Origin of the sequence: Pseudomonas sp. UBT, assembly GCF_050915955.1 — a bacterium.
GTDB lineage: Bacteria > Pseudomonadota > Gammaproteobacteria > Pseudomonadales > Pseudomonadaceae > Aquipseudomonas > Aquipseudomonas antarctica_A.
In genome coordinates this window covers 4,744,242-4,768,920 of record NZ_CP168079.1, presented here as the reverse complement: position 1 = coordinate 4,768,920, position 24,679 = coordinate 4,744,242, and the positions used below count along the sequence as shown (strand labels likewise).

Here is a 24,679-nt window from a genome sequence, read left to right as displayed (position 1 = left end):
AGGATAAATCGGCACTGGATGGAGCTTACTCCTTACTATGGAACAGATAATCCGTGGCCACCAGCTAGTGAGATGTCGCGGGGCCATCATTGTTCAGTAATTGCTGAAATTGGTCCGAAGAGACCGCATGGGAAATCAGGAAACCCTGTACCTGGTTGCAGTCGATTTTGCGCAGCAGGGCTAATTGCTGGGGTGTCTCCACGCCTTCGGCGACCACGGTCAGGCCGAGTTTGCGGCCCAGCGCGATGATGCTCGCCAATGCCTGGGCGATGCCTTCGTTGTCGTGACTGCCCTGGACCAGCGCCTGGTCGATCTTGAGCTCGGTAAACGGCGTGGACACCAGGTTCAGGTACGAGCTGTAGCCCTTGCCGAAATCATCCTGGGACAGGCCGAAGCCCTTGATGCGCAGGCGGCATGCACCGGCATAGAAATTACTGATGTCCTGCGGCACCGAGCACTCCATCAATTCGAAACAGATCATTCCCGGGATGCCATCGTGGTGCAGCACGAACTCCAGTAAACGGTCAGCCAGGTCGTGACTGTTGAGCAGGTGGGTGGGCAGGTTGATGGATACCGGGATTTCATAGCCGCGCTGGCGCCAATGCTCTTGGGCGTGGATGGCCTGTTTGAGCACTAGCCACAACAGGCGTTCCTCCAGTTCAAATGCCTTGATCGCCGGCAGGAACGCGGCAGGCAGCATCACGCCTTGCTCCGGATGCATCCAGCGCACCAGGGCTTCGGCGGCGACGATTCGGCCGTTGGCCAAGGATTTTTTCGGTTGGAACCAGGCCTGGAACTGGCCGCTGCTCATGGCCTGCACCAGCGTGTGACGGTCGATGTCCATGTGTTCGGGCAATTCGGGGGAGGGCTTGCGCACCTTGTTCCTGAGCTGTTCCACCAGGCTGCGCAAGGCATCGGCAGCGACCGGTTTGGAGATCAGCCCGATTACTTCTACGTCGAGGTTTTTCGCCACCAGGCTTGCCGCCATCAACATGCGCCGCGACGCCGCACTCATGATCGCCAGCGCTGGTTTGCAGCGCAGGCTGGCCAGGCACTGAATAAACTGCACGCCGTCCATGCCGGGCATCAGCAGGTCGGTCAGAACCAGGTCGAAATCGCGCTGGCGCAGTCGCTCCAGCGCTTCTTTGCCGTCTTCGGCGGTTTCGAGCATGAAATCCCCCAACTCACTGAGCAAGTGCTGCAGATAGATGTGCTGCAGGGGATGGTCCTCAACAATCAAAATACTAAGAGGCTTCATGAGTGTTCCGTGCATAAGGCGCCAGGGAGTTGAATAGAGCCCGCAACGCAAAGGGTTTGACCAGGCAGTGGTTCATGCCGGCGGCCAGGCACAGGTCGGCCTCGCCGCGCATGGCGTTGGCGGTGGCCCCGATAATCGGCAACGGTGAGCCCAGGCGGCGCAGTTCGCGCGCCAGTTCATAGCCGTTGATGTGGGGCATGTTCACATCTGTCAACACCACGTCGAAGTTGCCGGCGGTGTACAGCTGCAACGCTTCCTGACCATCGGCCGCCAGCTCCACGGTGCAGCCGAGTTCTTCGAGTTGGTCACGCAATATCAACTGGTTGATGATGTTGTCTTCAGCCACCAGCAGGTGCAGGTTGAGTTTATTCAGGTCGCGCTGGCGCGTTTGTTCATCGGCACGGGCCACCCACAACCCCTGCGCCTGGCTCACCGCCTGATGAATCGCACCCAGATGGTTGAGGTTGACGTGCCAGGCGCCGGCTTCGGCTTCCACGGCGGTACAGGTGTTGCTGCTCACGTGAATCACCGGCCCCGGCCACTCGGGCACCAGCAACGGGTCGACACTGCCGGGATGCACTTGCAGCAGCAGATGGTTGTCCGGCAGCGTCGGCAGGCCGGTCTGGGCCCGCGCGCCCCAGCGGCGCAACCAGCCGCTGACGGAATTCGCCAACTCCGGGATCGGCGAGGCCACGTAAATGGTCTCGGCCAGCAACGGGGTCATCGGCGTGGTGGGCGCTTCTTCCAGCGGCAGGATCAGGCTGAAGCTGCTGCCCAGGCCGAGTTCGCTGACCATACGGATATTGCCGTTCATCAATTCCGTAAGACGCTGGCAGATCGGCAGGCCCAGGCCGGTGCCGGCGACCACGTTGGTGTTGCCTTCACTCTGGTAAAACGGCTCGAAAATCATCGCCTGGTCTTCCTGGGCGATGCCTTTGCCGGTGTCCGAGACTTGCCACAGCAGGCTGGAGCGTTCGCCGTCGCGGCCAAGCACTTTGACCCGCAGCACCACGCGCCCGTAGTCGGTGAATTTCACTGCATTGTTGAGCAGGTTGTTGAGAATCTGGCGGATGCGCGTCACGTCGCCGATCAGCCGTTCCGGCAACTTCGGGTCGAAGCAGGCATACAGTTGCAGGCCCTTGCCTTGGGCGGCTGCGGCATAGCCCTGGATGATTTCGTGCACCAGGTCCAGCGGTGAAAATTCGCTCAACTCGAGTGCCAGTTGCCCGGCCTCGATCTTCGACACATCCAGCACATCGCAGATCAATTGCAGCAAGGTCGAGGACGAGCCTTCGATGGCATGCAGGTAGTCTTTCTGTTGGCTGTCGAGTTGGGTGCGCGCCAGCAGTTCCAAGGTGCCCAGTACGCCATACAGCGGCGTGCGGATTTCATGGCTCATGGTCGCCAGGAATAACGTCTTTGCGGCGTTGGCGGCATCTGCCGAATGCCGCGCTTCTTCAAGCGCCGCCTCAACTTGCTTGCGCGCGCTGATATCGCTGAACGCGCAAAACAGCACGTCCTCGCCTTTATAGCGGGTCGGCGCACTGCTCAGGTACAGGTGGCGGCCGTCGATGGTTTCAAAGTAGTCACTGCGTTCGGACGGGCCGTTGGCAAAGGCTTGTTCGATCCAGCCGGCGCGCAATGCTTCGCGCTCCGGGCCGTTGCCCAGCCACTGCTGGGCCAGGGTGTTTTCCAGCACCACCTGGCCGTCGGTGCGGCGCAGTACGCAGAGGGCGACGGGCGCGGTCTGGATCACATCACGGCCGAATGCCTCGCTTTCGATCAGCGCCTGGATGCGATGGATCGAGGGAATGATAAAACGCTGGTCGACACGGCGCATCACCAACCCGATCAGCATCAGGCTGAACAGACAGAACAACAGCGAACCGAGCAGCTGTTTCCATAAGCCGGTGACCACCGCGCGCAGGTCGATGGAGTACATCAGTTGCCACTCCGAAGACTTCAAGTGCTTGCGAATTACCAGGTGGTCGGGCAAGAGCCCGCTGCCGACGAAACCGAAGAAGCTCTCTTCGTCGGGCTTGAGGTGTTGCCGGCTCAGTGGGGTATCAGGGCTGTTGGTAAAGACCAGCATGCCTTGGGAGTTGAGCATCATGAACTCCCCGGCGCTCTGGTCGCTGAGGGTCGAGGACACCTCGCGGCTCTCCATCTCAAGGCCGAGCCAGCCGGAATTGGCATCGCGGTCGTCCAGGCGGATGAAGATGTACAGGTGCGAGTGGTGTTCGGTGTTGTCGCTCAGCCACAGCTCGTTGAGCGTGGCCGGGTCGCTGTGTTGCAGGGCCTTGAGGCGGTTGAGCATGCACTTGGAAATCGGCAATACCTGTGCGGTCGCGTCGTACAGCCGCGTCACCTGCGGGATGGGGTCGGGGCTCACATAGAGCAGGTTGAGTTGCTTGGCTTTGAGGTAGTCGCGCATGCGCGCGGTCAGCCAGATACTCCACTGGTTGCCGGGCGTATTGCCCAGCTCCAGGTGTTGTTCTTCCTGCGAGGAAGGGTAAAGCCTGGACTGCTTGCGCACCGCCGACAGGCTCAGGCTTTCAAGCAAGGCCTGGCGGTTGGTGAAAAAGGTATGGGCTTCGGCGATGGCGCTGCTCATGTAGCCGCGGCGCTGGGAAATGTCGTTGTTGAAGGTGGACAGCAGAAAGGTATAGACCCCGCTCAGGATGCCGACGAGCAACACGGTCGCAAAAATACGAAGCAGCCTTCTGGCTGCTTCGGGTCGGGAGAGGACGGGGTTGATCTGGAGCAGATAACTTTTCAATCGCATCGGCAGACTTTAAGCGCGGGCCGTTGCGCGTGGCATAAGACGATCCTTAAAAATCATCTACTTGTAATACATATCCACCACCACGGCGGCGTCGAACGCGCCGGGTTTTGGCAGGGTGCGCCATTTCAGGTCGGCGCGGAATTCATCGTGGCTCTGGCCCAGCCCCATCAGTTGCTGCAGGGTGAACCAATCGTTGAACGGCAATGGCTGCTCGCTCTCGGCGCGGGACAACGAGATGCCCACCGAATTGTTGTTATCCGGCACCAGCAAACCGTTGATCACGCTGCCGCCCCCCGATGTGCTGGCGAAGCGTGCGCTGACGGTGTAGGGCGTGTCGCAGCCCTTGCGCAGGTTCAAACTGAAGTTCGCGCTGCTGGCGACTTCACCGATCGACGCCTTGCGCGACGGTGTGGGGAATTTGACCACGTTGGGGGTGATGGTCAGTTCGGGGGTGCAAGGCACGAGGCGGATGCCGTTCATGCCGGTGACCACGTAGTTGAAGTTGCTGTTGGGCCTTGAGTTGAGCCCGCGCACGCCGTCCAGTTGGAATACGCGGTACGAGGTCAACGTACTGGCTTGGCCACTCGGTGGCGTGGGGTCGTACTTCTCGATGAAGACACTGAAGTTGAGGGTAAAGCGCGCCTTGTCCCAACCGACGCAGTTGGAGGTGCAGCCCCGGTCGGAAAAGAACCCGGTGCCGACCTTGCCAGTGCTTTGGGTAATCGGCTGATTGTTATAGCGAATGCCAACACGAATGCCCGTGCCGATACTCACGCCGGCCGGGTTGACATAGAAATACACCTCTTCGCGGCCGACGCTGTAGTCGTCCTTGCAGATCACATTGGTCGAGCGTGGGCCCGACTCCCAGATAATACTGCCGTTGGGGGCATCGGCGGCGACGGCCAGCGCGGTGCCCAGCGCTTCCTGGGTGATGATCGAGCCGGTGCCGTCCTCACGGCAAGCCAGCGCATGGCTGGTGGCGGGCAGGGCCGCGCAGATCCACAGCAGTATTGGTAAGCAGCGTTTGGTGAGTGACATAGGTGTAAATACCCCGCGATCTATCACTTGAGCGCCGCGCTATGGCGGGCCTGCAAGCCGATATCGGTGATTTCGGTGAAATGGAGGGTGGTGCCCTTGGGCAAGGCGCTCGGTGCGGTCAGGGTTTTGCTCTCTTGAGGCTTGAGCAGCAGGTAGTCACTGAGCGTCACGCTGTCGGTCTGTACGTTCACCAGCGACAGGTGAAACGCGCTGGGGTTGCGGACCGTGATGGTGTGCCCGTCCTTGCTGCTCCAGACCAACTGCTGCACCGCCTCGGCCGAGCCGCCCTTGAGCGTGGGCGGCCGATAGAACAGCTTGAGCCGTTGGCGAATTGCGAACTGCACGCTGTTGGGGTCTTCCGGCTTGAGCGGAATCTCCATGATGTTGAGCCAGAACAGCGATTCGCGATCGGTGGGCAAGCCTTCGCCGGCATACAGGATGCGCAGTGGGTGATGCTCCCCTGCGCCCAGTTGCACCAGCGGCTCGGTGGCGGCAAACGGCACCGCGCCGCCGGTTGAGTCGTCATCGCCGGTGATCCAGGTTTGCACCACCACCTCGCGCGACGCCTGGTTGACCACGTTGATGCTGGCAGCCTTGTCCTGGCCGAAATAGATCAAGCGCGTGCCTTCGATCTTCAGTGCCGCGCTGGCAGGCGGCGGCGCGAGGACCAGCAGCCCGCAGGCAATCAGCACCATTCTGAGTAAAAACATGAGCACAGACGAATTCCATGGAAGCGTAAGAGGACGCAGGCCATGGTAGGGGCGAGGTGATGCGAGGGCTTTCAGGCGATTCTTAAAAGTTGGCCGGTGCACCCGGTGACCGTTTCAGAATCGCCTTAAAGTCAGGTTTCCCGCTGACGGTTACCGTGTTCAGCGTTGAATGATCGACGCTGATGCCCAACTGTCAGGTTTACCCTATGTCCAATAAAGCGTTACGCCTTCTGATTGCTGATGCAGACTTGTTGCAACGGATCAAGATCGAGAAAATGCTCAACCAGCTGGGCTATCACCGTATCGCCCCCTTGAGTTCGTTCGAGGAGTTGCAGGCGTTGACGCGCTCAGGTTGCGTGGCGTTCGACTTGTTGATCATCAACACAGCGCTGGTGCGATCCAGGCAAGTCAACCTGTTGAAGTATTGCCATGACAATCCGCTGATTCGCCACACGCTGATCTATGACGGGCAATGCGCACAGAGTTCGGTGGTGTCGGTATCGGTGAGCCAGACGTTGCACCTGTCGCTGTCGCAGTCGCCGGACTTCAACTCGCTGCGCCGTTGCATGGAGATTGTCGACCCCGACCATAGTCTGCCGACCGTTGAGCGCCCGATACTGCGCGCCGTCGACAGCCGGACCCAGCCACCCTCGGTGGCACCGCGGGCGATCCCTTTGGGCGACCCGGCGGTGGTGGCGTGCGCCGTCGGGTTATCGCCCAAGCGGTAAACTGGGGTCAGTCACGCCAGACGGGGTGGCAATCGCTGCCCAAAGTCCAATGCGGTTGGCCGGGCTTGAGGCACACACCACCGACCCAACGCTCATGGCTGGCGTGGTCCAGCCAATAGGCATCACCGTCCAGAACCCGAGCGCCCAAAGGCGTCAACACCAGCTCGCGGCGTGGCCATTCGCGGTCGGTTTCGGATTCGATCAGCAAGGGGTTCGGCCCATCGATTAATGGCCGCAGCAGGGCATGGAACATCATGTCGCCCAGGAACGGCAGCGGCTCGCGTTTGGCCATCAGCTCGGCGAATACCCTGCCGAAGGGCACCGGTCCAACCTCGGCGATGTACCTTAGCGACAGGCGCTCGGTGAGTGACAGGCCATCCAGAATACCTGGCAACTCCTGTAACTGGCGCAGTAGCGCTGGCGCGAGAAAGGGCAGCGACGCATGCGTGTTGTGCGCCAGTTCCGCGAGCTTGACCGGTGAACTGTCGCAGTAAGCCGCCCAGGCCTGTTGGGCCAACTGCACTGCTGCATCATTGATCACCCGTCGCTGCGGCCATAGCCATGCCAGGACATCGGGTGCCAGTTGGCCGATGCCGATAAAGCGCTCGACCCCGGGAATACGGTCGACCTCAATCAGCTCCAGCCTGTGCGGTGCCTGCTCAAGACCGGCCAGCGCGCGGATCAGAAACAGCTGATCGTAGGCATCCGCCTCGCACCACAGCACGCTGTGGTCGGCGCTGGCCAAGGTGTCCAGTTGGTTATATTCATCGTCAACGCGGCGCGCGACATCAACGCAGTCCAGCGCAAAGGCCTGGCTGATAAAGGCACTGCGCAGGGCGCGGAAATCTTCGCTGGGCAGGTCGCGAACCGGCCCCATGCACAACGGATCGGTGAGCATCCGGAACTGGCCTTTGAACCCCGCCAGTTGCAGGCTGTGGGCAATGTCACTGCCACAGCGCCAGTGGGTGGTGTGGGCTTCATCGCAGGCATCGAACGTTGGGTGGCGGGCGGCGAAATCGAGGGCGTCGACATGGGCCTTGAGCTTGGGCCAGCTGCTGAAACCGAGCTGTCTGGCAACCTGCCATTGGGCTTGCGACAAGGTGGCACTGGGGTCCTGGCTTTTCAGCTGCGCCAATAGCTCCTTGGCGCGCTTGCGCTGCTGCTCAAGGTTGATACGGCCGTGATGGGTCGAGGATGCGGGGCGTGGCGACATACGATCTCCTTGTACAAACCTTTTCCGCTTTAAGGTTGGGAGTCGTAGAAATGAGGTAGTGCTTGAGTATCTTGGGCGCAGCCCTTTCCGCGGAAGGTGGCGTAGAGAGCGCCAGGCGGGAAATATAGGCAGGATTGCTGTTCAGTGCAATTCAAAACTGTGGGAGCGGGCTTGCCCGCGATTGCGCAGTGTCAGTCACCAGATTCACTAGCTGATCCACCGCTATCGCGGGCAAGCGCGCTCCCACATTGGGATTTGCGTGACCTTTTACTTATCTTTTCTGGCATCCATGGTCTTTTGATGTTCCGCCAGGAAGGGCTGCTCCGCTGGATCAAAGCGATCAATCCCGGCGGTGAATCGATGCCAGTACGGATACAGCGGCTGTCGGCGCGTGACCGCCTCGATGCGCGAAGTTTGTGCCTCGGTAAGTTTCAGTTCGGTCGCCGCCAGGTTGTCGCGCAGGTGCGCTTCGGTGCGGGCGCCGACGATCAGCGAGGTGATCCCCGGGCGATCCTTGAGCCAGGCCAGGCAGGTGCGCGCCACCGACACACCCAGCTCATCGCCCACGGCGGCAAGGGTCTCGATGATATCCAGCGCACGTTCCGGGTCATGCACATAGGGTTCCGGCCAGTCGCTGCCCTGCCGGGTGTTGGCCGGCGGCTTGTGCCCGCGCCGGGTCGAGCCGGTCAGCAGGCCTTCGCCCATCGGGCCCCACACCAGGGTGCCGATGGACTGGTCCAGCGCCATCGGCAGCAATTCGTACTCGGCTTCGCGAGATTCCGGGGTGTAGTAAATCTGCTGGGTGATGGGTTTGAGCATGCCGTGCAGCTCGGCTTTGCCCAGGGTTTTCATCATCTGCCAGGCGGTGAAGTTGCTGGTGCCGAAGTAGCGGATTTTCCCGGAGCCCACTAACAGGCGCAGTGCTTCGAGGGTTTCCTCGATGGGCGTCACGCCGTCCCAGTTATGCAGCTGGTAGAGGTCGATATGATCGGTGCCCAGCCGCTTCAGACTGGCTTCGCAGGCGCGGATCAGGTGGTAACGCGATGAGCCGGAGTTGTTCGGGTTTTTGTCCACGGGGCTGCGGCCCTTGGTGGCCAGCAGGATGTCGTGACGTTTGTCACCCAAGGCTTTACCGACGACTTCCTCGGCCAGCCCGTGGGAATACAGGTCGGCGGTGTCGACCATATTCACCCCGGCGTCAAACGCGATGTCGAACATGCGCTTGGCCTGGGGCACGTCCACCGCGCCGCATTTTGCAAACTCGGCGCGCCCCCCAAACGGTACGGTGCCGAGGATGATTTCGGATACCAGCAGGCCCGAATGGCCCAGTTGACGGTATTGCATGTCGCCTCCTGTTTTACGTTGCACGTGAACGTGTGAACGACAGGGGTGGCGATAGTTTGAATTTTTTCATGAAATCTTCCTGCGCGTGCCTCACCATTGCACCCAACACGGTTTAAGAGGAACCCCGCGTTCATGAGCGCACTGATAGAAACCCGCGGCCTTACGCGCAGGGACGAGCGCCGCCAAGTGGCGTTGCTGCAACCGACGGACTTCTGCTTGAACCGCGCCGACCGCGTGTCCATCACCGGCTCCTCGGGTTCCGGTAAAAGCGTGTTCCTGCGTGCGCTGGCATTGCTGGATGCGCCGACCCGCGGGCAGGTCCTGTGGAACGGCCAGCCCATCGCCGACGCGCAGATTCCCCACTATCGCAGCCACATCAGCTACCTCTCACAACGCCCCGCGCTGATCGAGGGCACGGTGGAAGACAACCTGCGTTTCCCCTTCAGCCTCAAGACGTTGCGCAAGCGCAGCTTTGATCTGGCGGCGGTCACCACACTGCTGGGGCACGCCGGTAAAACACCGGACTTCCTGGCCAAGATTGCCGGTGACTTGTCAGGCGGTGAGTCCCAGGTGGTCTCACTGATTCGGACCTTGCAACTGAACCCCGAAGTGCTGTTGCTGGACGAACCGACTGCCGCACTCGACCCGACATCCTCGCGTGATGTCGAAGCGCTGATCACCGCCTGGTATGCCGCCGATAACGCCCGCGCCTATATCTGGGTGTCCCACGACCTGGACCAGGCCCAACGCATGAGCGCCATCCACCTGCACATGAATGCCGGTGTCCTGAGTGGAGCGGCCCAACCATGAACTATCAAAACCTCACCGCGCTGGACATGGGCATCGCCGCCTCGCTGATTCTGATTAACGGCGCGCTGTCATTGCTGTTGCGCCTGGGCCTCGGTCGCCAATTGCTCTGGGCGGCGGTGCGCACGGTGGTGCAACTGTTGGCCATCGGTTACTTGCTGGGTTGGGTATTCGAGTTCGCGTACTGGTATGTGGTGCTGCCACTGATGTGTGCGATGACCTTGATTGCCGGGCTGTCGGCGGCGGGGCGTGGGCGCAGGACCTATCGCGGGCAGCGGGTCGACAGCATCCTCTCGGTGTGGGGCAGTTCCTGGCTGGTGACGGCGGTGGGTTTGTTTGCGGTGATCCGGATCCACCCGTGGTACGAGCCGCAATATGCGATCCCGATTTTGGGGATGATCCTCGGCAATACCCTGACCGGTGTGTCCTTGGGGATCGAGCGCATGACTCAGGAGCTGACCTCGGGGCGCAACACCATCGAGATGATCCTGGCCCTGGGCGGTTCGCGTTGGGAAGCGGCGCAGGAAGCCATCCGCCAGGCGGTGCGCGCCGGGATGATCCCGACGCTGAACCAGATGACCGTGGTGGGCATCGTCAGCTTGCCGGGCATGATGACTGGCCAGGTGCTGGCGGGGGAGAGCCCGGTGGATGCGGTGCGCTACCAGATCGTCATCATGTTCTTGATCGCCGCGTCGTCGGCGCTGGGCACGGTCGGTGCGGTACTGCTCACCTACCGGCGGCTGTTCTCCAGGAGCCACCGGTTTTTGCGCGACCGATTGGAAGAACGCTGACGGTCAGCCCAAGTCCGGCACACCAAAGTCCAGCACCACTTTCATCGCCTGGGTCTTATCCGCCGCCAACTCAAATGCCTGCACCGCGTCGCCAAACGGCACGGTGTGGGAGATCACCGGGCGCACATCCACGATGTGGCGGTTGAGCAAGTCCACCGCCTGGGCGAATTCGCTGTGGAAGCGGAAGGTGCCGCGCAATTCAATCTCGCGACTGACCAGCACATTCAGCGGCAGCGACACATCGCCACCCAGCCCGACCGTCACCAGCACACCGCGTGGGGCGATGCATTCCAGGCCATTGCGCAGGGCCTGGGCACTGCCGGAGACTTCGAACATCACGTCGAAGTAACCTTTTTCAGCGGTGTAGCGCTTGAGTGCATCGGTGCTGTCGGCCAGGTTGTGCAGGCGCGTGGCGCCCATTTTTTCGGCGCAGGCGAGGGCGCTGGCGGACAGGTCCACGGCGACGATCTCAGCGGCACCGGCGGCGCGCAGGCTGCCGATCAGCAGGTTGCCGATCGGACCGCAGCCGGTCACCAGTATGCGTTTGCCGAACACCGTGCCGGCGCGTTGGATCGCATGCAAACCCACGGACAACGGCTCGGCCAACGCACCTTCGGCGAGGCTGACGTGGTCGGCCAGGCGATGGGCCTGATGCGTCTCGATCACCAGGCTTTGGCGAAACGCGCCCTGGATATGCGGGAAGGGCATGGCGCTGCCGTAGAAGCGCATGTTCAGGCAATGGTTGGGCAGGCCTTGATGGCAATACCGGCAACCGCCGCAAGGGCGCGATGGTGAAACGGCAATGCGTTGACCGACCTTGAACGAACCGACGTCACTGCCCACCGCGTCGATCACCGCCGACACTTCATGGCCGAGCACCATCGGCTCGCGCAGGCGCACGCTGCCGAAGCCGCCGTGCTGGTAATAATGCAAATCCGAACCGCAGATACCACCACGGGCTATGCGTACGCGCAGTTGATCGGGCGCGAGGGCTTGCGGTTCATCCTGGGGATCGACCCGCAGGTCTTTCGAGGCGTGACAGACGATAGCGTGCATAAGGTTCTCCGGTTTACAGCGAGGCGGTGATGCCACCGTCGACATACAGGATGTGGCCATTGACGAAGCTGGCCGCGTCACTGGCGAGGAAGACGGCGGCGCCGGCCAGTTCGGCCACGTCACCCCAGCGGCGGCTCGGCGTGCGCTGCACCAGCCAGTCGCTGAATTCGGGGTTGGCCACCAGGTTTGCATTCAGCTCGGTCTTGAAATAGCCGGGGCCAATGCCGTTGACCGTCAACCCATGGGGGCCCCAATCGATGGCCATGCCCTTGGTCAGCATTTTCAGTGCGCCTTTGCTCGCCGCATACGGTGCGATGCCCGGACGGCCCAGTTCACTTTGCACCGAGCAGATATTAATGATGCGCCCACGTTTGCGCGGGATCATCGCCCGTGCCACGGCCTGGCCCACCAGGAAAGCGCTGTCGAGGTTGGTGCTGATCAGCTCGCGCCAGTGTTGCTCGCTGTAGTCTTCCAGCGGCCCACGGCGTTGCATGCCGGCGTTGTTTACGAGGATGTCCAGCGGGCCAAGGCGCTCTTCGATATCGGCGACGGCGGCCTGGATGGCCGCGCTGTCGGTCACATCAAACGCCTGTGTATGCACCTCCAGGCCTTCCAGCGTCAGCATTGCGGCCGCATCGCGCAAAGTGCTGCGGTTGCGCCCATTGAGCACCACTCGCGCCCCGGCCTGGGCCAGGCCGCGAGCGATGGCCAGGCCGATACCGGCACTGGAACCGGTGATCAGAGCGAGTCGACCGTCGAGGCGGAACGTTTCCAAAACGTTTTGCATGGGGTTGTCTCTCCTGGCGTGCGTATGGTGATAAGCGTTGAGTCCAATGGCGCTTACTTCATCCCAGTGTAGGGTGTAGGTCCAATGTTCATTTATGATCGGCTGATCAATATTGGTGATAACCAAGGGGGGCGGATGGAGCTCAAGCACTTGCGCGCGTTTGTGGTGCTGGCCCAGGAGCTGCATTTCGGGCGGGCGGCGGCACAGTTGTCGATCGTGCAGCCAGCGCTGAGCATGCAAATAAAGCTACTGGAAAGCGGTCTCGGCGTACGCCTGCTGGATCGCAACCGCCACTCGGTGACGCTGACCGACGCCGGCCGGGTGTTTCTGCCGGAAGCCCAGGCCACCTTGCACCAGGCCGCTCGGGCGGCCGATACGGCACGGGCGTCCAACCGTGGTGAAATCGGGCGGGTGCGCTTGGGATTTGTGTCGTCGGTGTTGCCACAGTTATTGCCCGAGTTGATCCGCGCAGTACACCAGCGCTATCCGCGTATCGAACTGGAGCTCAAGGACATGGCCGGCCCTGATCAAGCGGCTGCCTTGAAGAACGGCCAGCTGGATTTCGGCCTGATGCGCTTGCCGGCCGCCCACCCCGGCGTGCAGACCCGCGCGGTGTTGCATGAGCATTTTTGCGTGGCGTTGCCAATTGATCACCCACTGGCGGCCCAGGATTTCATCCGGCCTGGCGACCTGCTCAATCTGCCGGTTTACATTCTGGCGCGACGTTACGCGCCGGGGTTCTATGACGAGTTTATCCAGGCCCTGGGCATCACGCTGGCTATCGCCAGCGAACTGGGTGAGTTCACCACCATGCTCGCGCTGGTGTCCGCCGGGTTGGGCATTGGGGTGTTGCCGCAGCAGGCGGCGCGGGCGTTGCCCGCCAATTGCGTGTCGCGGCATCTGCAGCTGGGCGGCTTCCAGGCCAGTACAGGGTTGGCCTGGACCGAGCTGGACAGTGCAGTGAAGACCACGGTGTTCGATCTGATCGTGGAATTGTTCGGCGAATGATTGTTTCATTCGGTGAAATACTGGATTGTAAATCCTGGTGATTCCATTGTTCGGGGCAGCGGTAGACCATCCCTGGCACCGACACCCCCACCTTTGGAGTCTTGCATGTCCCAGTCTGCGATCAAACTTTATGGTTTTCCGCTGTCCGGCCACTCTCATCGGGTTGAGCTGATGTTGTCGCTGTTGGGCCTGCCCACGGAATTTATCCTGGTGGACCTCAAGCAGGGCGCCCAAAAATCCCCAGACTTTATCGCCACCCTCAACAGCTTTGGCCAGGTGCCTGTGATTGACGACAATGGCACGGTATTGGCCGATTCGAATGCGATCCTGATCTACCTGGCGAACACCTATGGCAACGGCCAGTGGCTGCCGACCGATCCTGTCGACCAAGCATGCGTGCAGCGTTGGCTGTCGGCCGCCGCCGGGCAACTTCACGCCGGGCCGGCTGCGGCGCGACTGGCCGTGGTGTTTGGCGCCGATGTTGATACCGTCACCGCGATCAACCGCTCTCACGCCCTGTTGAAGTTGGTGGAGCAGCAACTGAGCCAAAGTCGCTTCCTGGCCAGCGAACAACCGAGCATTGCCGATATCGCCTTTTACACTTACGTGGCCCATGCGCCGGAAGGCAATGTGTCACTGGCCGACTACCCTCAAGTGCGCGCTTGGCTTGCCAGCATTGAAGCATTGCCGGGCTTTGTGGGCATGCCGCGCACGGCCGTTGGCCTGCAATCACAGTAATGTGAACACCCTGTGCCTATTAGAGTGAACGCCGATGGACCGATTTCATGAAATGCAGGTGTTTCTCGCGGTGGCCGAGGAGGAGGGCTTCGCCGCTGCTGCGCGCCGCTTGAACACCTCGCCGCCGAGCGTGACCCGGGCCATCGCCGCCATGGAACAACGCATCGGCACCCAACTGCTGGCACGCACTACCCGCAGCCTGCACTTGACCGAGGCCGGCCAGCGTTACCTGGAAGATTGCAGGCGTATCCTCGCCGAATTGGATGAAGCTGAAGAAGCCGCGGCGGGCAGTTATTCCATCCCCTGTGGGCACTTGACGGTGACCGCGCCGGTGCTATTCGGCGAGCTGTATGTGGCACCGGTGCTTGGCGATTACCTGGACCGCTTTCCCCAGGTGAATATCAACGCCTTGCTGGTCGACCGCGTGGTCAACATGACCGATGAAGGCGTCGACGTGGCCGTACGCATCGGCCATTTGCAGGAATCGGGGCAGCAGGCGATCAAGGTCGGCGAAGTGCGCCGAGTGGTGTGCGCCGCGCCCGGTTATCTCGACCAGCACGGGCGCCCGTCGCGGCCTGAGCAACTGCGCGAAGCGAAGGTCGTCACCTCGTCCTCCAGCCAGTTGGTGAGTGAGTGGCGGTTTGTCGACGCGGGTCACCCGCTGACAGTGCCGATCGAACCGCGTTTGGTGGTCACGGCGAACAATGCCGCGATTAACCTGGCGCGGCTGGGCTGGGGCGTGACGCGGGTGCTGTCCTACCAGGTCGCGGCTTCGGTGGCGGCGGGGGAGCTGGAGATAGTGTTGGCGGATTTTGAACCGGCGCCGCTGCCGATCCAGGTGGTGTTTCACAAGAGCGGCCGCGTACCGGCCAAGATCCACACCTTTGTCGACTTCCTCACCCAACGCCTCGGGCAGGACACGGCCCTGAACCCGGCGATGAAGCGGCGCGGCTGATGGAACGGTATCGCGACATGCAACTGTTTGCGGCGTTGGCCGGGCAACCCAGCCTGGCTTCGGCGGCGCGTTATGCGCAAGTCTCCGCTCCAACCTTGATACGCGCCATTGCCCGCCTGGAAGCCCGCCTGCACGTGCCGCTGCTGCTGCGCACTACGCGGGGTGTGAGCCTGACCGATGCGGGCAACGCCTACATGACCGACTGCGTGCGCCTACTGGCCGCCGTGGACGCCGCCGAGGCCTCGGCCAAAGGCTTGCATGTGCAGCCCCAGGGTAATCTGCAGGTATTTTTGCCGTTGCTGTTCAGCCACTATGTGATGGCGCCGGTGTTGGCGGCTTACATGGACCGTTACCCTGGCGTGCGCCTCGTCGCCCACTATCACGACTATTACCCCAACCTGCACGAAGAGGGGCTGGACGTGGCGGTGCTGGTGGGCGAGCTGCCCAGCTCGTCGCTGATCGCCCGGTTGGTGGGGCGGGTGCGGCCTATCCTCTGCGCCAGCCCCGGCTACCTCGCCACTAATGGTGAGCCGATGCACCCCTGGGCCTTTCAAGGTTATTCACTCAAGGCGCACGCGCGCTTGAGTTGCGCCACAGTACAAGGGGCGATCAATGCGGCCGTGCACGGTGCAGGATTGATACGCTGCCTGAGCTACTCGGTTCATGAACATCTGGTGAGCGGCCAATTGCGCCGCGTGTTGCCAGCTTTTGAAGGGCCGCCGTTGCCGGTGCACGTGGTCTACCGCGAGGGCCGCAATGCGCCGATGCGCGTGCGCAGTTTTGTCGACCACTGCGTGGAAGCGCTGCGTGAACATCCGGCATTTCAGTTGGCGTAATAGTGGATTGCCTGGCGTGGGTATTCTCTCGATGGGTGGCTGGGCTTAGCCTCTGCACATCGACTATGAGGTGATCGCGATGAACCTGATCGAACAGTCCCCCTGGCATGCCGGCGAACGGCAGATGCAGGAAAGTGCCGGCGTTGCCGAGCGCATGGCAGTGGTCGGGCCCAAGGTGATCCGTGATCATTTGCCGGAGCAGCATCGGGATTTTTATCCGTTGCTGCCTTATCTGGTGCTCGGTGTGGTGGACGAACAGGGCATCCCGTGGGCGACACTGCTGGAAGGCGCGCCGGGGTTTGCCCATTCACCGAATCCGCAGGCGTTACAGGTCGACAGCATGCCGTCCAAGGGTGACCCGGCGTTGCCTGCAATACTCAGTGGCGCGTCGGTGGGCCTGCTGGGCATTGACCTCAACACCCGGCGTCGCAACCGTATAAATGGCTGCATCGACCGCCTCGATCGGGAGGGTTTCTCGGTCGACGTCGTGCACACGTTCGGAAACTGCCCCAAGTACATCCAACTGCGCCCGATCGATGCGATTGCGCGCAAACCCGGCACCCTGGCCGAGTGCTCCAACAGTCTGGACGATACGGCGCGGGCCATGATCCGCAACGCCGACACCTTCTTCGTCGCAAGCTTTGTGGACGTGGAAGGCCAACGTTCGGTGGACGTCTCCCATCGCGGCGGCAATACCGGTTTTGTGCGTGTCGACGGCAACGTGCTGACCATCCCTGACTTCGCCGGCAATCTATTCTTCAATACCTTGGGCAACCTTTTGGCGAACCCGGTGGCGGGGTTGTTGTTTATCGATTTCGAATCGGGCGACGTGATGCAGGTGGCCGGGCGCACTTCGCTGATTCTCGGCGGCCCCGAAGTGGCGGCGTTTGAGGGCGCGCAGCGGTTGTGGACGGTGACCGTGGAGCAGGTGGTGCGCCGCCCGGCGGCATTGGCGTTGAGGTGGAATTTTGCGGGGTTTTCGCCCTATAACCTGGCGATGGGGCATTAACTCCAGCCTAGCGAACACGCCCGATGTAATGCCTCATTTACCCCTGACGGCGCACGTTGATCAGTGCTTGTCAGCGGCACAGTCGAGGACGAGTACGCCATGCTGGCCCTCGGCAAGCAGTGGGCCGAAAAACGTTGGGCAGGCATCGGGTCGTAATACATCGCCGAAGTGCGAACCGTCGGGCCTGGCATCGCTGAGCAAACCGCCACCGCGTTGGACAATAGCGAAAAGGTGTTGGCCGCGCTCGGCGGCGAGCTTGCCCATATGATCATGCTGCGGCTGTATATCGCCTAGCACGCTCGCGATCGGCAGGAGCCGATAGCGCAAGCCCCGTGCCAGCGTTTCCCACGCAACCCGCCGCCGTCTTCGTGGATTATCGTCAATCGGTTGTCGGCGTCGGAGTGGTTGATCGATATTGAGGCGCAGGTGGCGATGCCAAGCAGCCTCAATACCGAATCATCACTGACTTAAGTTCGGTGTAATCCTCGATAAACGCGCTGCCGAACTCCCGTCCAACCCCCGAAGAACGATTGCCCCCGAACGGCACAGCCGGGTCGAGCAGGGTGTGCATATTCACCCACACGGTGCCCGCGTTAATGGCCGGTATCATGCGCAATGCCTTGCCGAGGTCGTGGGTCCACAGGCTGGCACTCAACCCGTAGGGGCTGTTGTTCATCAGCGCGAGCAGTTCGTCTTCGCTGTCGTAGGGCAGGAAGGTGGCGATGGGGCCGAAGGTTTCTTCGTTGAGCAGGGTGTCGTTGACGCTGTTGGCCAGGATCACGGTGGGCTCGACGTAGCAGCCGGGCCGGTCGATGAGCTTGCCGCCGTGAATGATCGTGTTGTTTTCGGCGCGGGCCTGCTTGAAGTAGCCGAGCAGTTTCTGCTGGTGTTGCTGGTGGGTTACCGGGCCGAATTCGGTGCGTTCGTCCAGGGGCGAGCCAATCGTCAGTCGGCTGAGGCGCTGGCTGAGCTTCTCCAACACGGCGTCCATCTGCGAGCGGTGCACGAAGAAGCGTTCGGCCGCCGCGCAGATTTGCCCGGAGTGCAAAAAGCCTGCCTCGATAATCCCGTCCACCGCCTTGTCCGCGTCCATGTCACGCAAGAAACCGGCGGCGTTTTTGCCGCCCAGTTCCAGGGTCGCGCGGGTCAGGCCGGCGCCCATGGCGCTGCGACCCACGGCGATACCGGTGGGTACGGAACCTGTGAACGACACTTTGTGGGTGCCGGGGTGTTCCACCAGGCCTTTGCCGACGTGCCCGCCGCCGGTCAGCACATTGAGCACGCCCGCCGGTAGCCCGGCGTCAATGGCCAGTTCGGCGATGCGCAGGATGGTCAACGGGGTGAATTCGCTGGGTTTGATGATGATGCTGCAACCGGTCACCAGCGCTGAAGCGAGTTTCCAGATGGCGATCATGGTCGAGAAATTCCACGGCACGATACCGACCACCACGCCCACCGGCTCGCGCAGGGTAAATGCGGTGTAGCGCTCGCCGTTGAAGGAGGGCAACGACGGTGTGAGGGTCTGGCCGCTGATCTTGGTGGCCCAGCCAGCGTAATAGCGCAGGAAGTGCGCGGCCTGGTCGACCTCGAACGCGCGGGAAATCTGGATGATTTTGCCCGACTGGCAGGTTTCGATCTGCGCCAGTTCTTCGCGATTGTGTTCCAGCAGGTCAGCGAGTTTCAGCAGCACGTTGCCGCGTGTGGCCGGTGCGGCCTGGGACCATCGTTGGAACCCTCGGTTGGCGGAGGCCACGGCTGCGTCGATATCCGCAAGGTCCGCATCGGCGAACTCGGCGATCACCTGGCCGGTCGCAGGGTTGGTCACTGTCAACGTCTGGCTGGCATGGCTGTGCACGGTGGCGCCGTCAATAAACAGCCCATGCTGGCGACGCAAAAAGGCTTCGACTTGGGGCAGCAGCGGGATATCGCTCATGGCAGGTTCCTGGCAGTTCACAAAGGAAAACCCGAGGGTAGCCAACGCGCGAAGGCAGCGCTTGACTGTGCCTGCCGCGCCTTATGTCTGTGCCTGCCACGTCTATGAAAAGTACAACCTTGCCTGCCGAATGTGCATTTTGCGCCCGTGCAATGCGTTCGATACTGGCCCTGCATCCGGCGCCGTGCCTGTACGTGGCGCACCTGCCGGACCTCCAATAATAAGCAGGGCCGTCCATGAAAAAGCCAAACCCGCTCCTCGAAGACCTCAAGCCCCTCCTGCCCGCCATCGCCGCGAATGCCGCGCGCGCCGAACAGCAGCGCCAGGTCCCGGATGAAAACATCGCCTGGCTCAAAAGCATTGGCCTGCACCGTGCCTTTCAACCCAAGGCCTTTGGTGGCCTGGAGCTGTCGCTGCCGGAGTTCGCCGACTGCATTGCCTTGCTCGCCGGCAGTTGCGCCAGCACCGCCTGGGCCATGAGCTTGTTGTGCACCCACAGTCACCAGTTGGCGTTGTTCTCGGCAACCTTGCAGCAGGAAATCTGGGGCGCCAACCCGGATGCCACGGCCAGCAGCAGTATTGCGCCGTTCGGGCGAGTGGTGGAGGGCGATGGCGGTGTGCATTTGAGCGGTGAAATGGGTTGGAGCAGCGGCTGCGACCATGGCGAGTGGGCGATTGTCGGCTGTCGTCGGCAGAACACCGAAGGCACCCAGGATTATTGCTTTGCCGTGTTGCCGCGCAGTGACTACCAGATCCGTGACGACTGGTACGCCGCCGGCATGAAAGGCAGTGGCACCAAGACCTTGATCATCGACAACGCCTGGGTGCCCGAACACCGGATCCAGAAGGCCAAGGACATGATGGAAGGCAAGTCCGCAGGCTTTGGTCTCTATCCCGACAGCAAGATCTTTTACGCACCGTACCGGCCGTATTTCGCCAGCGGCTTCTCGACCGTGAGCCTGGGCGTGGCCGAACGCATGCTGGAGGTCTTTCGCGAAAAAACCAAAACCCGCGTGCGCGCCTACACCGGCGCCGCCGTGGGCGCGGCTACCCCTGCGCTGATGCGCCTGGCCGAGTCCACCCACCAGGTGGCGGCAGCCCGCGCATTCCTCGAAAAAACCTGGCAGGAGCACGCCGAGCACAGCGCCGCGCACCGTTACCCGAGCCGCGAGACGCTGGCGTTCTGGCGCACTAACCAGGCCTACGCGACCAAAATGTGCATCGAAGCCGTGGATCGCCTGTTCGCTGCCGCAGGTGGCAATGCCTGGTTCGAACACAACGAGATGCAGCGCCTGTTCCGCGATTCCCATATGACCGGCGCTCATGCCTACACCGACTACGATGTCTGCGCGCAGATCCTCGGCCGTGAGCTGATGGGCCTTGAACCTGACCCGAGCATGGTGTGACGGGTTCTTCCACAATAACCATCAGGGTGACCGTGCGCGGTCGCCCGGGAGTCTTGCATGTCTGACAGCAGCCTTTTCGACCCACGGGCCTTTCGCCGCGCCCTGGGCAACTTCGCCACCGGCGTGACCGTGGTCACCGCCGCCACTGCCTCCGGGCGCAAGGTGGGCGTGACCGCCAACAGTTTCAACTCGGTGTCACTCGATCCGCCGCTGGTGCTGTGGAGCATCGACAAACGCTCCAACAGCCATGAAGTGTTTGAGGAAGCCAGTCACTTTGCAGTGAATGTATTGGCGGCGGATCAGGTGCACTTGTCCAATAACTTTGCGCGCCCGCGTGAAGACCGCTTCGCCTTGATCGAATACGAGCCGGGGGAGGGTGGCTCGCCGGTCTTTGCCGATTGCTCGGCGCGGTTTCACTGCGAGAAGTACCAGCAGGTGGACGGCGGCGACCACTGGATCATGATCGGCAAGGTGGTGGCCTTCGATGACTTCGGCCGCGCACCGTTGCTCTATCATCAAGGCGCCTATGCCGAGGTTCGGGCGCTGCGTCCCTGCGCGCCCGAGGCGATTCAGAACGGTACGGCGACCACCAACTGACTGTAGACGTTGGTGCCGTCGCCGCCGACCTGGTTGCCGCCGGTCTCTGCATCCTTGTTGGGTTTGTAGAGGCCGAGCAGCGGCGTGATGATCAGGTGTTCGTTGACGGCCCATTCGGCATACAGGTCCAGCTCGCGGCCATCCAGGTTCAACTGGCCGCGGGTGCTGACCGTGCTGTAGTCGAAGAACAGCGCGCCAAGGGTGAGGTTGTCCAGCGGCTTGACCTTGAGCGCCACGTGCTGCACCGCCGTGTTGCTGTTGTACGGGCCGGAATAGTTGCCCGCCACCTCGCCTTGAACCCAGGTGCCGTAGCCGCGATTGAAGCCTGAGAACATGGCGTCCCAGTTTTTTGAATATCGCGCATATCGGTAGGTGAGGTCCGGTGACCACGGCAGGTCAGTGAAGGTGTAGCCGGCTTCGGCGTACCCGGCATTTTCCTGGGCGTCGCGACGGTCCTGGCGTGCCAGTTCAAAGGCAAAGTGCGCGCTGTCGATGCCGGCATTGCCGGCGCCGCGCAGGCTGTAGAGGTTCATGCCTTTGCGCTGGCGCTGCAGGTCGGTAGCGAAGCGCTCATCCACGTCGATCCCGTGAATGTAGGTCAGGCCCAGGGTACCCGGTGCGGCGCTGTATTCCAGGGTGCCGGCGGCCATTTCAGTCATGGCCTGTGCCGGGTTGTCGGATTTTATCCACATCAGGCTGCCATGCACGCCGTCCTTGCCGCCCAGGCGGATCACCGCCGTCTGGTCGAAGGCATGGCGTGCGGCGATGTAGTAGGCGCCGCCGCGATTGAACTCACCGTCGCCCACACCCTTGCCGAGGTTGGGGCCGTCGTCGTTGATGATGAAACCATCGCCCAGCATGATGATCTGCCGGCCGAACGACAGGTCTACGCCGTCCTTGCCCAACCCTGGGAACAGGTCGCCGGAGCGCCAGCCGGCGAAGGCTTCGTCAAACTTGGTGGTGCGCTCTGTGCCGTTGGTGACCCCGGACGCATCACCATCGCCCCAGGTGCCGGAACTCACCAGGTTGGCCGTACCGTACACGCCGCCAAAACTGCCCAGGCTGTGTTCGACACTCAGGCCGTACTTGATGAACGCCTCGCGCCAGGTCGAGCCGCCGCTACGCCCATCGTAGTTTTTCGGGCTGTTGAACATCCCGTACACGGCGAGGAAGTTGCCGGTGACTTTGGTGTCGGCATCGGCATACAGCTCGATCGCCTGAACCTTACAGACCAGCAATGCCATGCCCAGGCCGACCGCTTGGCGCAGGCGGCGATTTTTCAGTGTGTGCTCCATTGTTATTGTCCCCATCTTGGTTAAGAGTGAGGGCGCATTAGGGCGAGCGGTGGGCGCCCAAGTCTTTCATTTGCGTGCCAGGGAATTGACCCTGGCCGCCAGGCGGTTCGCCGTGGCAGGGAGCAACAAAACCGGCGGCAGACAGGGGCAAGACGATCAACTCGGGTGGGGCGCACAGTGCCGACACATTAAAAAAAACCGCTTTCGAGGACCCCACCATGTCGATCAACGACCGACTCACCGCGCACCTCAACCGGGGCACGGTAGGTTTCCCCACCGCGTTGGCCAGCACCATTGGCCTGATCATGGCCAGCCCGGTGATACTCACCGCCACCATGGGGTTTGGCATCGGCGGCAGCGCATTTGCCCTGGCGATGCTGATCGCCGTGGTGATGATGCTGGCCCAGGCCACCACGTTCGCCGAAGCCGCTTCTATCCTGCCCACCACCGGTTCGGTGTACGACTACATCAACTGCGGCATGGGCCGGTTTTTTGCGATCACCGGCACCTTGTCGGCCTACCTGATCGTGCATGTGTTTGCCGGCACCGCCGAGACCATCCTGGCCGGGGTGATGGCCCTGGTGAACTTCGAACACCTCAATACCCTGGCTGAGTCGGCCGGCGGTTCGTGGCTGCTTGGCGTGGGCTTTGTGATTGTCTTCGGTGTGCTGAATGCCTTTGGCGTCAGCGCGTTTGGCCGGGCGGAGATTATCCTCACCTTCGGCATGTGGACCACGCTGATGGTGTTTGGCGTGCTGGGCCTGATTGCCGCGCCGGCGGTGCAACTGGACGGCTGGTTCGGTGCATCACTGGTGGGCACCGACCTGATTACCGTGCTGTCGCTGGTGGGCATGGCGATGTTCATGTTTGTCGGCTGTGAGTTCGTCACGCCGCTGGCGCCGGACCTGCGCCAGTCGGCCAAGGTCATGCCGCGCGCGATGATGCTCGGGCTGGTGGGCGTGGCCACGTGCATGTTCATCTATGGCGCGGCGATGAAGCGCCAAGTCGAAAACGTCGTGTTGGACGCCGCTTCCGGCGTGCACTTGCTGGACACGCCCATGGCGATCCCCAAGTTCGCCGAGCAGGTGATGGGGCAGATCGGCCCGATGTGGCTGGGCATCGGTTTTCTGTTTGCCGGCGCCGCAACCATCAACACCCTGATGGCAGGCGTGCCACGCATTCTCTATGGCATGGCGGTGGACGGCGCGTTGCCCAAGGTCTTCACCTACCTGCACCCGCGCTTCAAGACGCCGCTGCTGTGCATCCTGGTGGCAATGCTGATTCCCTGCCTGCACGCGTTGTACCTGGGCGGCAACACCGACAACATCATGCACCTGGTGCTGGCGGCGGTGTGTGCGTGGAGCTTTGCCTATTTGCTGGTGACGGTGTCGGTGGTGATCCTGCGTATTCGCCGGCCGGATTTGCCACGGGCCTACCGTTCGCCGTGGTTCCCGCTGCCGCAGATCGTGTCGAGTATCGGCATCCTTTTGGGCATGTGGTTCATCACGCCACCGGGCATGAACCCGGCCGATATCTACGTGCCATTTGGCGTGATGCTCGCCATCACCGCAGCGTATGCGTTGTTCTGGACCCTGGTGGTGCAGAAGGTCAACCCCTTCAAGCCGGCCTCCGTGGAGGAGGTGCTGGCCAAGGAATTCAGCAACGAACCGGGGCTCCCAGATGATGGTTATGGCGACTTTGCGGCAAAAACTGTTTGAGCTGTTTCGCGCTGATCGTGCTCCGGCGGGGTATCGGCCGGGCGTGACCCTGGAGCATCTGCGGCGTAATTTGGGGCTGGCGAACGTCGAGCGGCTGTCCGCTACACAGGTAAAAGTGTGTGTGGGAGAGGTGACGCTGGAGATTGTCGAGCGCGCCGAATCGCAGTTGTTGATGCACATGGTGATGACCGAATTTGTACTGCGCGTGCCCGCGTCGACAGCGGGCACGGCGAGCTTCGAGGTGCACCATGGCGGCGCGATTCGACGCCGGGGCGTTTGCGTGCGCCGCCGCTCCGGCAACCCGGCGCTGGCCCGTGAGTTACAGGCGTGCTTGCTGGCCGACGACGCATTGTTCCAGGCGCTGATGCCGCTGGATTTCAAGCGCCTGCGTATCGAACTGCACGACCAGCAATGGTGCCTGCGCCTGGAGCATATGGGCGGCAGCGAGGTGGTCAATCGGCTGCCGGCGTTTCGGCGTTACATCGCGCTGAGCCCGGTGCAGCGCGGGCATTTACTGGCGACGATGGCCGGCTTGCAGCGGGTGTTATCGAACCTCTGATTGGCATCAATAGTGCTTTCGTAATGGCAAACAGGTAGTTGTTGCGTGCATATAGATAACATGTTAACTATTGCAGCAGAACAACAAAAAAAACCATTGCGGAGGCAC

The 24,679-nt window shown here is 61.9% G+C and carries 22 protein-coding genes and 1 pseudogene; 12 read left to right on the top strand and 11 right to left on the bottom strand.

What is annotated here, in order from left to right:
* Positions 1 to 64: 64 nt before the first annotated feature.
* The 4 genes from ACDZ94_RS21950 to ACDZ94_RS21935 are packed head-to-tail and all read right to left on the bottom strand — an operon-like array spanning position 65 to position 5,791.
* Positions 65 to 1,258, bottom strand: coding sequence for an EAL domain-containing response regulator (locus tag ACDZ94_RS21950; RefSeq protein WP_053257031.1), 1,194 nt, complete (start codon positions 1,256 to 1,258; stop codon positions 65 to 67).
* Complete coding sequence (locus tag ACDZ94_RS21945; RefSeq protein WP_064453119.1) at positions 1,245 to 4,043, bottom strand: ATP-binding protein; 2,799 nt, start codon at positions 4,041 to 4,043, stop codon at positions 1,245 to 1,247. The genes ACDZ94_RS21950 and ACDZ94_RS21945 overlap by 14 nt, the downstream gene beginning before the upstream one ends.
* 57 nt (positions 4,044 to 4,100) lie before the next feature.
* Positions 4,101 to 5,081, bottom strand: coding sequence for a fimbrial protein (locus tag ACDZ94_RS21940; RefSeq protein ID WP_432750827.1), 981 nt, complete (start codon positions 5,079 to 5,081; stop codon positions 4,101 to 4,103).
* 23 nt (positions 5,082 to 5,104) lie between these two features.
* Complete coding sequence (locus tag ACDZ94_RS21935) at positions 5,105 to 5,791, bottom strand: fimbrial biogenesis chaperone (RefSeq protein WP_259746293.1); 687 nt, start codon at positions 5,789 to 5,791, stop codon at positions 5,105 to 5,107.
* 206 nt (positions 5,792 to 5,997) lie between these two features.
* Between ACDZ94_RS21935 and ACDZ94_RS21930 the strand changes: the two genes are divergently transcribed.
* Positions 5,998 to 6,519 (top strand): hypothetical protein, encoded by a 522-nt coding sequence (locus ACDZ94_RS21930; RefSeq protein WP_064453116.1) that lies wholly within the window; start codon positions 5,998 to 6,000, stop codon positions 6,517 to 6,519.
* Between the two features lie 7 nt (positions 6,520 to 6,526).
* Here ACDZ94_RS21930 and ACDZ94_RS21925 read toward each other — a convergent pair whose 3' ends face one another.
* Positions 6,527 to 7,732, bottom strand: a complete 1,206-nt coding sequence (locus ACDZ94_RS21925) for a DUF1835 domain-containing protein (protein ID WP_432750826.1) — start codon at positions 7,730 to 7,732, stop codon at positions 6,527 to 6,529.
* A gap of 267 nt (positions 7,733 to 7,999) precedes the next feature.
* Complete coding sequence (locus tag ACDZ94_RS21920) at positions 8,000 to 9,076, bottom strand: aldo/keto reductase (protein ID WP_064453114.1); 1,077 nt, start codon at positions 9,074 to 9,076, stop codon at positions 8,000 to 8,002.
* Between the two features lie 132 nt (positions 9,077 to 9,208).
* Here ACDZ94_RS21920 and ACDZ94_RS21915 point away from each other — a divergent pair, with 132 nt between their 5' ends.
* Both ACDZ94_RS21915 and ACDZ94_RS21910 read left to right on the top strand, forming a co-directional pair.
* Positions 9,209 to 9,886: an ABC transporter ATP-binding protein gene (locus tag ACDZ94_RS21915; protein ID WP_262665459.1), complete on the top strand. Its 678-nt coding sequence runs from the start codon at positions 9,209 to 9,211 to the stop codon at positions 9,884 to 9,886.
* Positions 9,883 to 10,674, top strand: coding sequence for an ABC transporter permease (locus ACDZ94_RS21910; RefSeq protein ID WP_053257023.1), 792 nt, complete (start codon positions 9,883 to 9,885; stop codon positions 10,672 to 10,674). The genes ACDZ94_RS21915 and ACDZ94_RS21910 overlap by 4 nt, the downstream gene beginning before the upstream one ends.
* Positions 10,675 to 10,677: 3 nt before the next feature.
* Here the strand turns inward: ACDZ94_RS21910 and ACDZ94_RS21905 are convergent, their stop codons facing one another.
* Positions 10,678 to 11,730, bottom strand: a complete 1,053-nt coding sequence (locus ACDZ94_RS21905) for an L-idonate 5-dehydrogenase (RefSeq protein ID WP_432750825.1) — start codon at positions 11,728 to 11,730, stop codon at positions 10,678 to 10,680.
* A gap of 13 nt (positions 11,731 to 11,743) precedes the next feature.
* Positions 11,744 to 12,517, bottom strand: coding sequence for a glucose 1-dehydrogenase (locus tag ACDZ94_RS21900; protein WP_064453111.1), 774 nt, complete (start codon positions 12,515 to 12,517; stop codon positions 11,744 to 11,746).
* A gap of 135 nt (positions 12,518 to 12,652) precedes the next feature.
* On the opposite strand from ACDZ94_RS21900, the gene ACDZ94_RS21895 reads away from it, so the two are divergent.
* The 5 genes from ACDZ94_RS21895 (at position 12,653) to ACDZ94_RS21875 (ending at position 17,063) form a co-directional block, all read left to right on the top strand.
* Positions 12,653 to 13,525, top strand: coding sequence for a LysR family transcriptional regulator (locus ACDZ94_RS21895; RefSeq protein ID WP_259763611.1), 873 nt, complete (start codon positions 12,653 to 12,655; stop codon positions 13,523 to 13,525).
* Between the two features lie 105 nt (positions 13,526 to 13,630).
* Positions 13,631 to 14,263 carry a glutathione S-transferase family protein gene (locus ACDZ94_RS21890; RefSeq protein ID WP_221295197.1) on the top strand — a complete coding sequence of 211 codons (633 nt, stop codon included), beginning with the start codon at positions 13,631 to 13,633 and terminating at the stop codon, positions 14,261 to 14,263.
* Positions 14,264 to 14,297: 34 nt separating this feature from the next.
* The gene (locus ACDZ94_RS21885; RefSeq protein WP_064453109.1) at positions 14,298 to 15,218 is read left to right on the top strand and encodes a LysR family transcriptional regulator; all 921 of its coding nucleotides are present in this window, start codon (positions 14,298 to 14,300) and stop codon (positions 15,216 to 15,218) included.
* Complete coding sequence (locus tag ACDZ94_RS21880; protein WP_432750824.1) at positions 15,218 to 16,054, top strand: LysR family transcriptional regulator; 837 nt, start codon at positions 15,218 to 15,220, stop codon at positions 16,052 to 16,054. Before ACDZ94_RS21885 ends, ACDZ94_RS21880 begins: the two co-directional genes overlap by 1 nt.
* Positions 16,055 to 16,133: 79 nt before the next feature.
* A complete protein-coding gene (locus tag ACDZ94_RS21875; RefSeq protein ID WP_432750823.1) occupies positions 16,134 to 17,063 on the top strand; it encodes a pyridoxamine 5'-phosphate oxidase family protein in 930 nt (309 codons plus the stop codon).
* 60 nt (positions 17,064 to 17,123) lie between these two features.
* Here ACDZ94_RS21875 and ACDZ94_RS21870 read toward each other — a convergent pair whose 3' ends face one another.
* A complete protein-coding gene (locus ACDZ94_RS21870; protein ID WP_432750822.1) occupies positions 17,124 to 17,327 on the bottom strand; it encodes a hypothetical protein in 204 nt (67 codons plus the stop codon).
* 181 nt (positions 17,328 to 17,508) lie between these two features.
* Entirely contained in the window at positions 17,509 to 18,996 is a 1,488-nt protein-coding gene (locus tag ACDZ94_RS21865; RefSeq protein WP_432750821.1) for an aldehyde dehydrogenase family protein, read from the bottom strand.
* A gap of 236 nt (positions 18,997 to 19,232) precedes the next feature.
* Here ACDZ94_RS21865 and ACDZ94_RS21860 point away from each other — a divergent pair, with 236 nt between their 5' ends.
* Positions 19,233 to 20,402: a p-hydroxyphenylacetate 3-hydroxylase oxygenase component gene (locus tag ACDZ94_RS21860; protein ID WP_064453105.1), complete on the top strand. Its 1,170-nt coding sequence runs from the start codon at positions 19,233 to 19,235 to the stop codon at positions 20,400 to 20,402.
* A gap of 57 nt (positions 20,403 to 20,459) precedes the next feature.
* Positions 20,460 to 20,939, top strand: a pseudogene (locus ACDZ94_RS21855) (flavin reductase family protein); the annotation flags it as partial.
* A 32-nt stretch (positions 20,940 to 20,971) separates the two neighbouring features.
* On the opposite strand, the gene ACDZ94_RS21850 reads toward ACDZ94_RS21855, so the two are convergent.
* The gene (locus ACDZ94_RS21850; protein WP_221295191.1) at positions 20,972 to 22,294 is read right to left on the bottom strand and encodes an alginate export family protein; all 1,323 of its coding nucleotides are present in this window, start codon (positions 22,292 to 22,294) and stop codon (positions 20,972 to 20,974) included.
* 218 nt (positions 22,295 to 22,512) lie between these two features.
* Between ACDZ94_RS21850 and ACDZ94_RS21845 the strand changes: the two genes are divergently transcribed.
* Positions 22,513 to 24,012, top strand: a complete 1,500-nt coding sequence (locus tag ACDZ94_RS21845; RefSeq protein ID WP_221295190.1) for an APC family permease — start codon at positions 22,513 to 22,515, stop codon at positions 24,010 to 24,012.
* Entirely contained in the window at positions 23,975 to 24,571 is a 597-nt protein-coding gene (locus tag ACDZ94_RS21840) for a DUF3156 family protein (RefSeq protein ID WP_432750820.1), read from the top strand. Before ACDZ94_RS21845 ends, ACDZ94_RS21840 begins: the two co-directional genes overlap by 38 nt.
* The last annotated feature ends 108 nt before the right edge of the window (positions 24,572 to 24,679 follow it).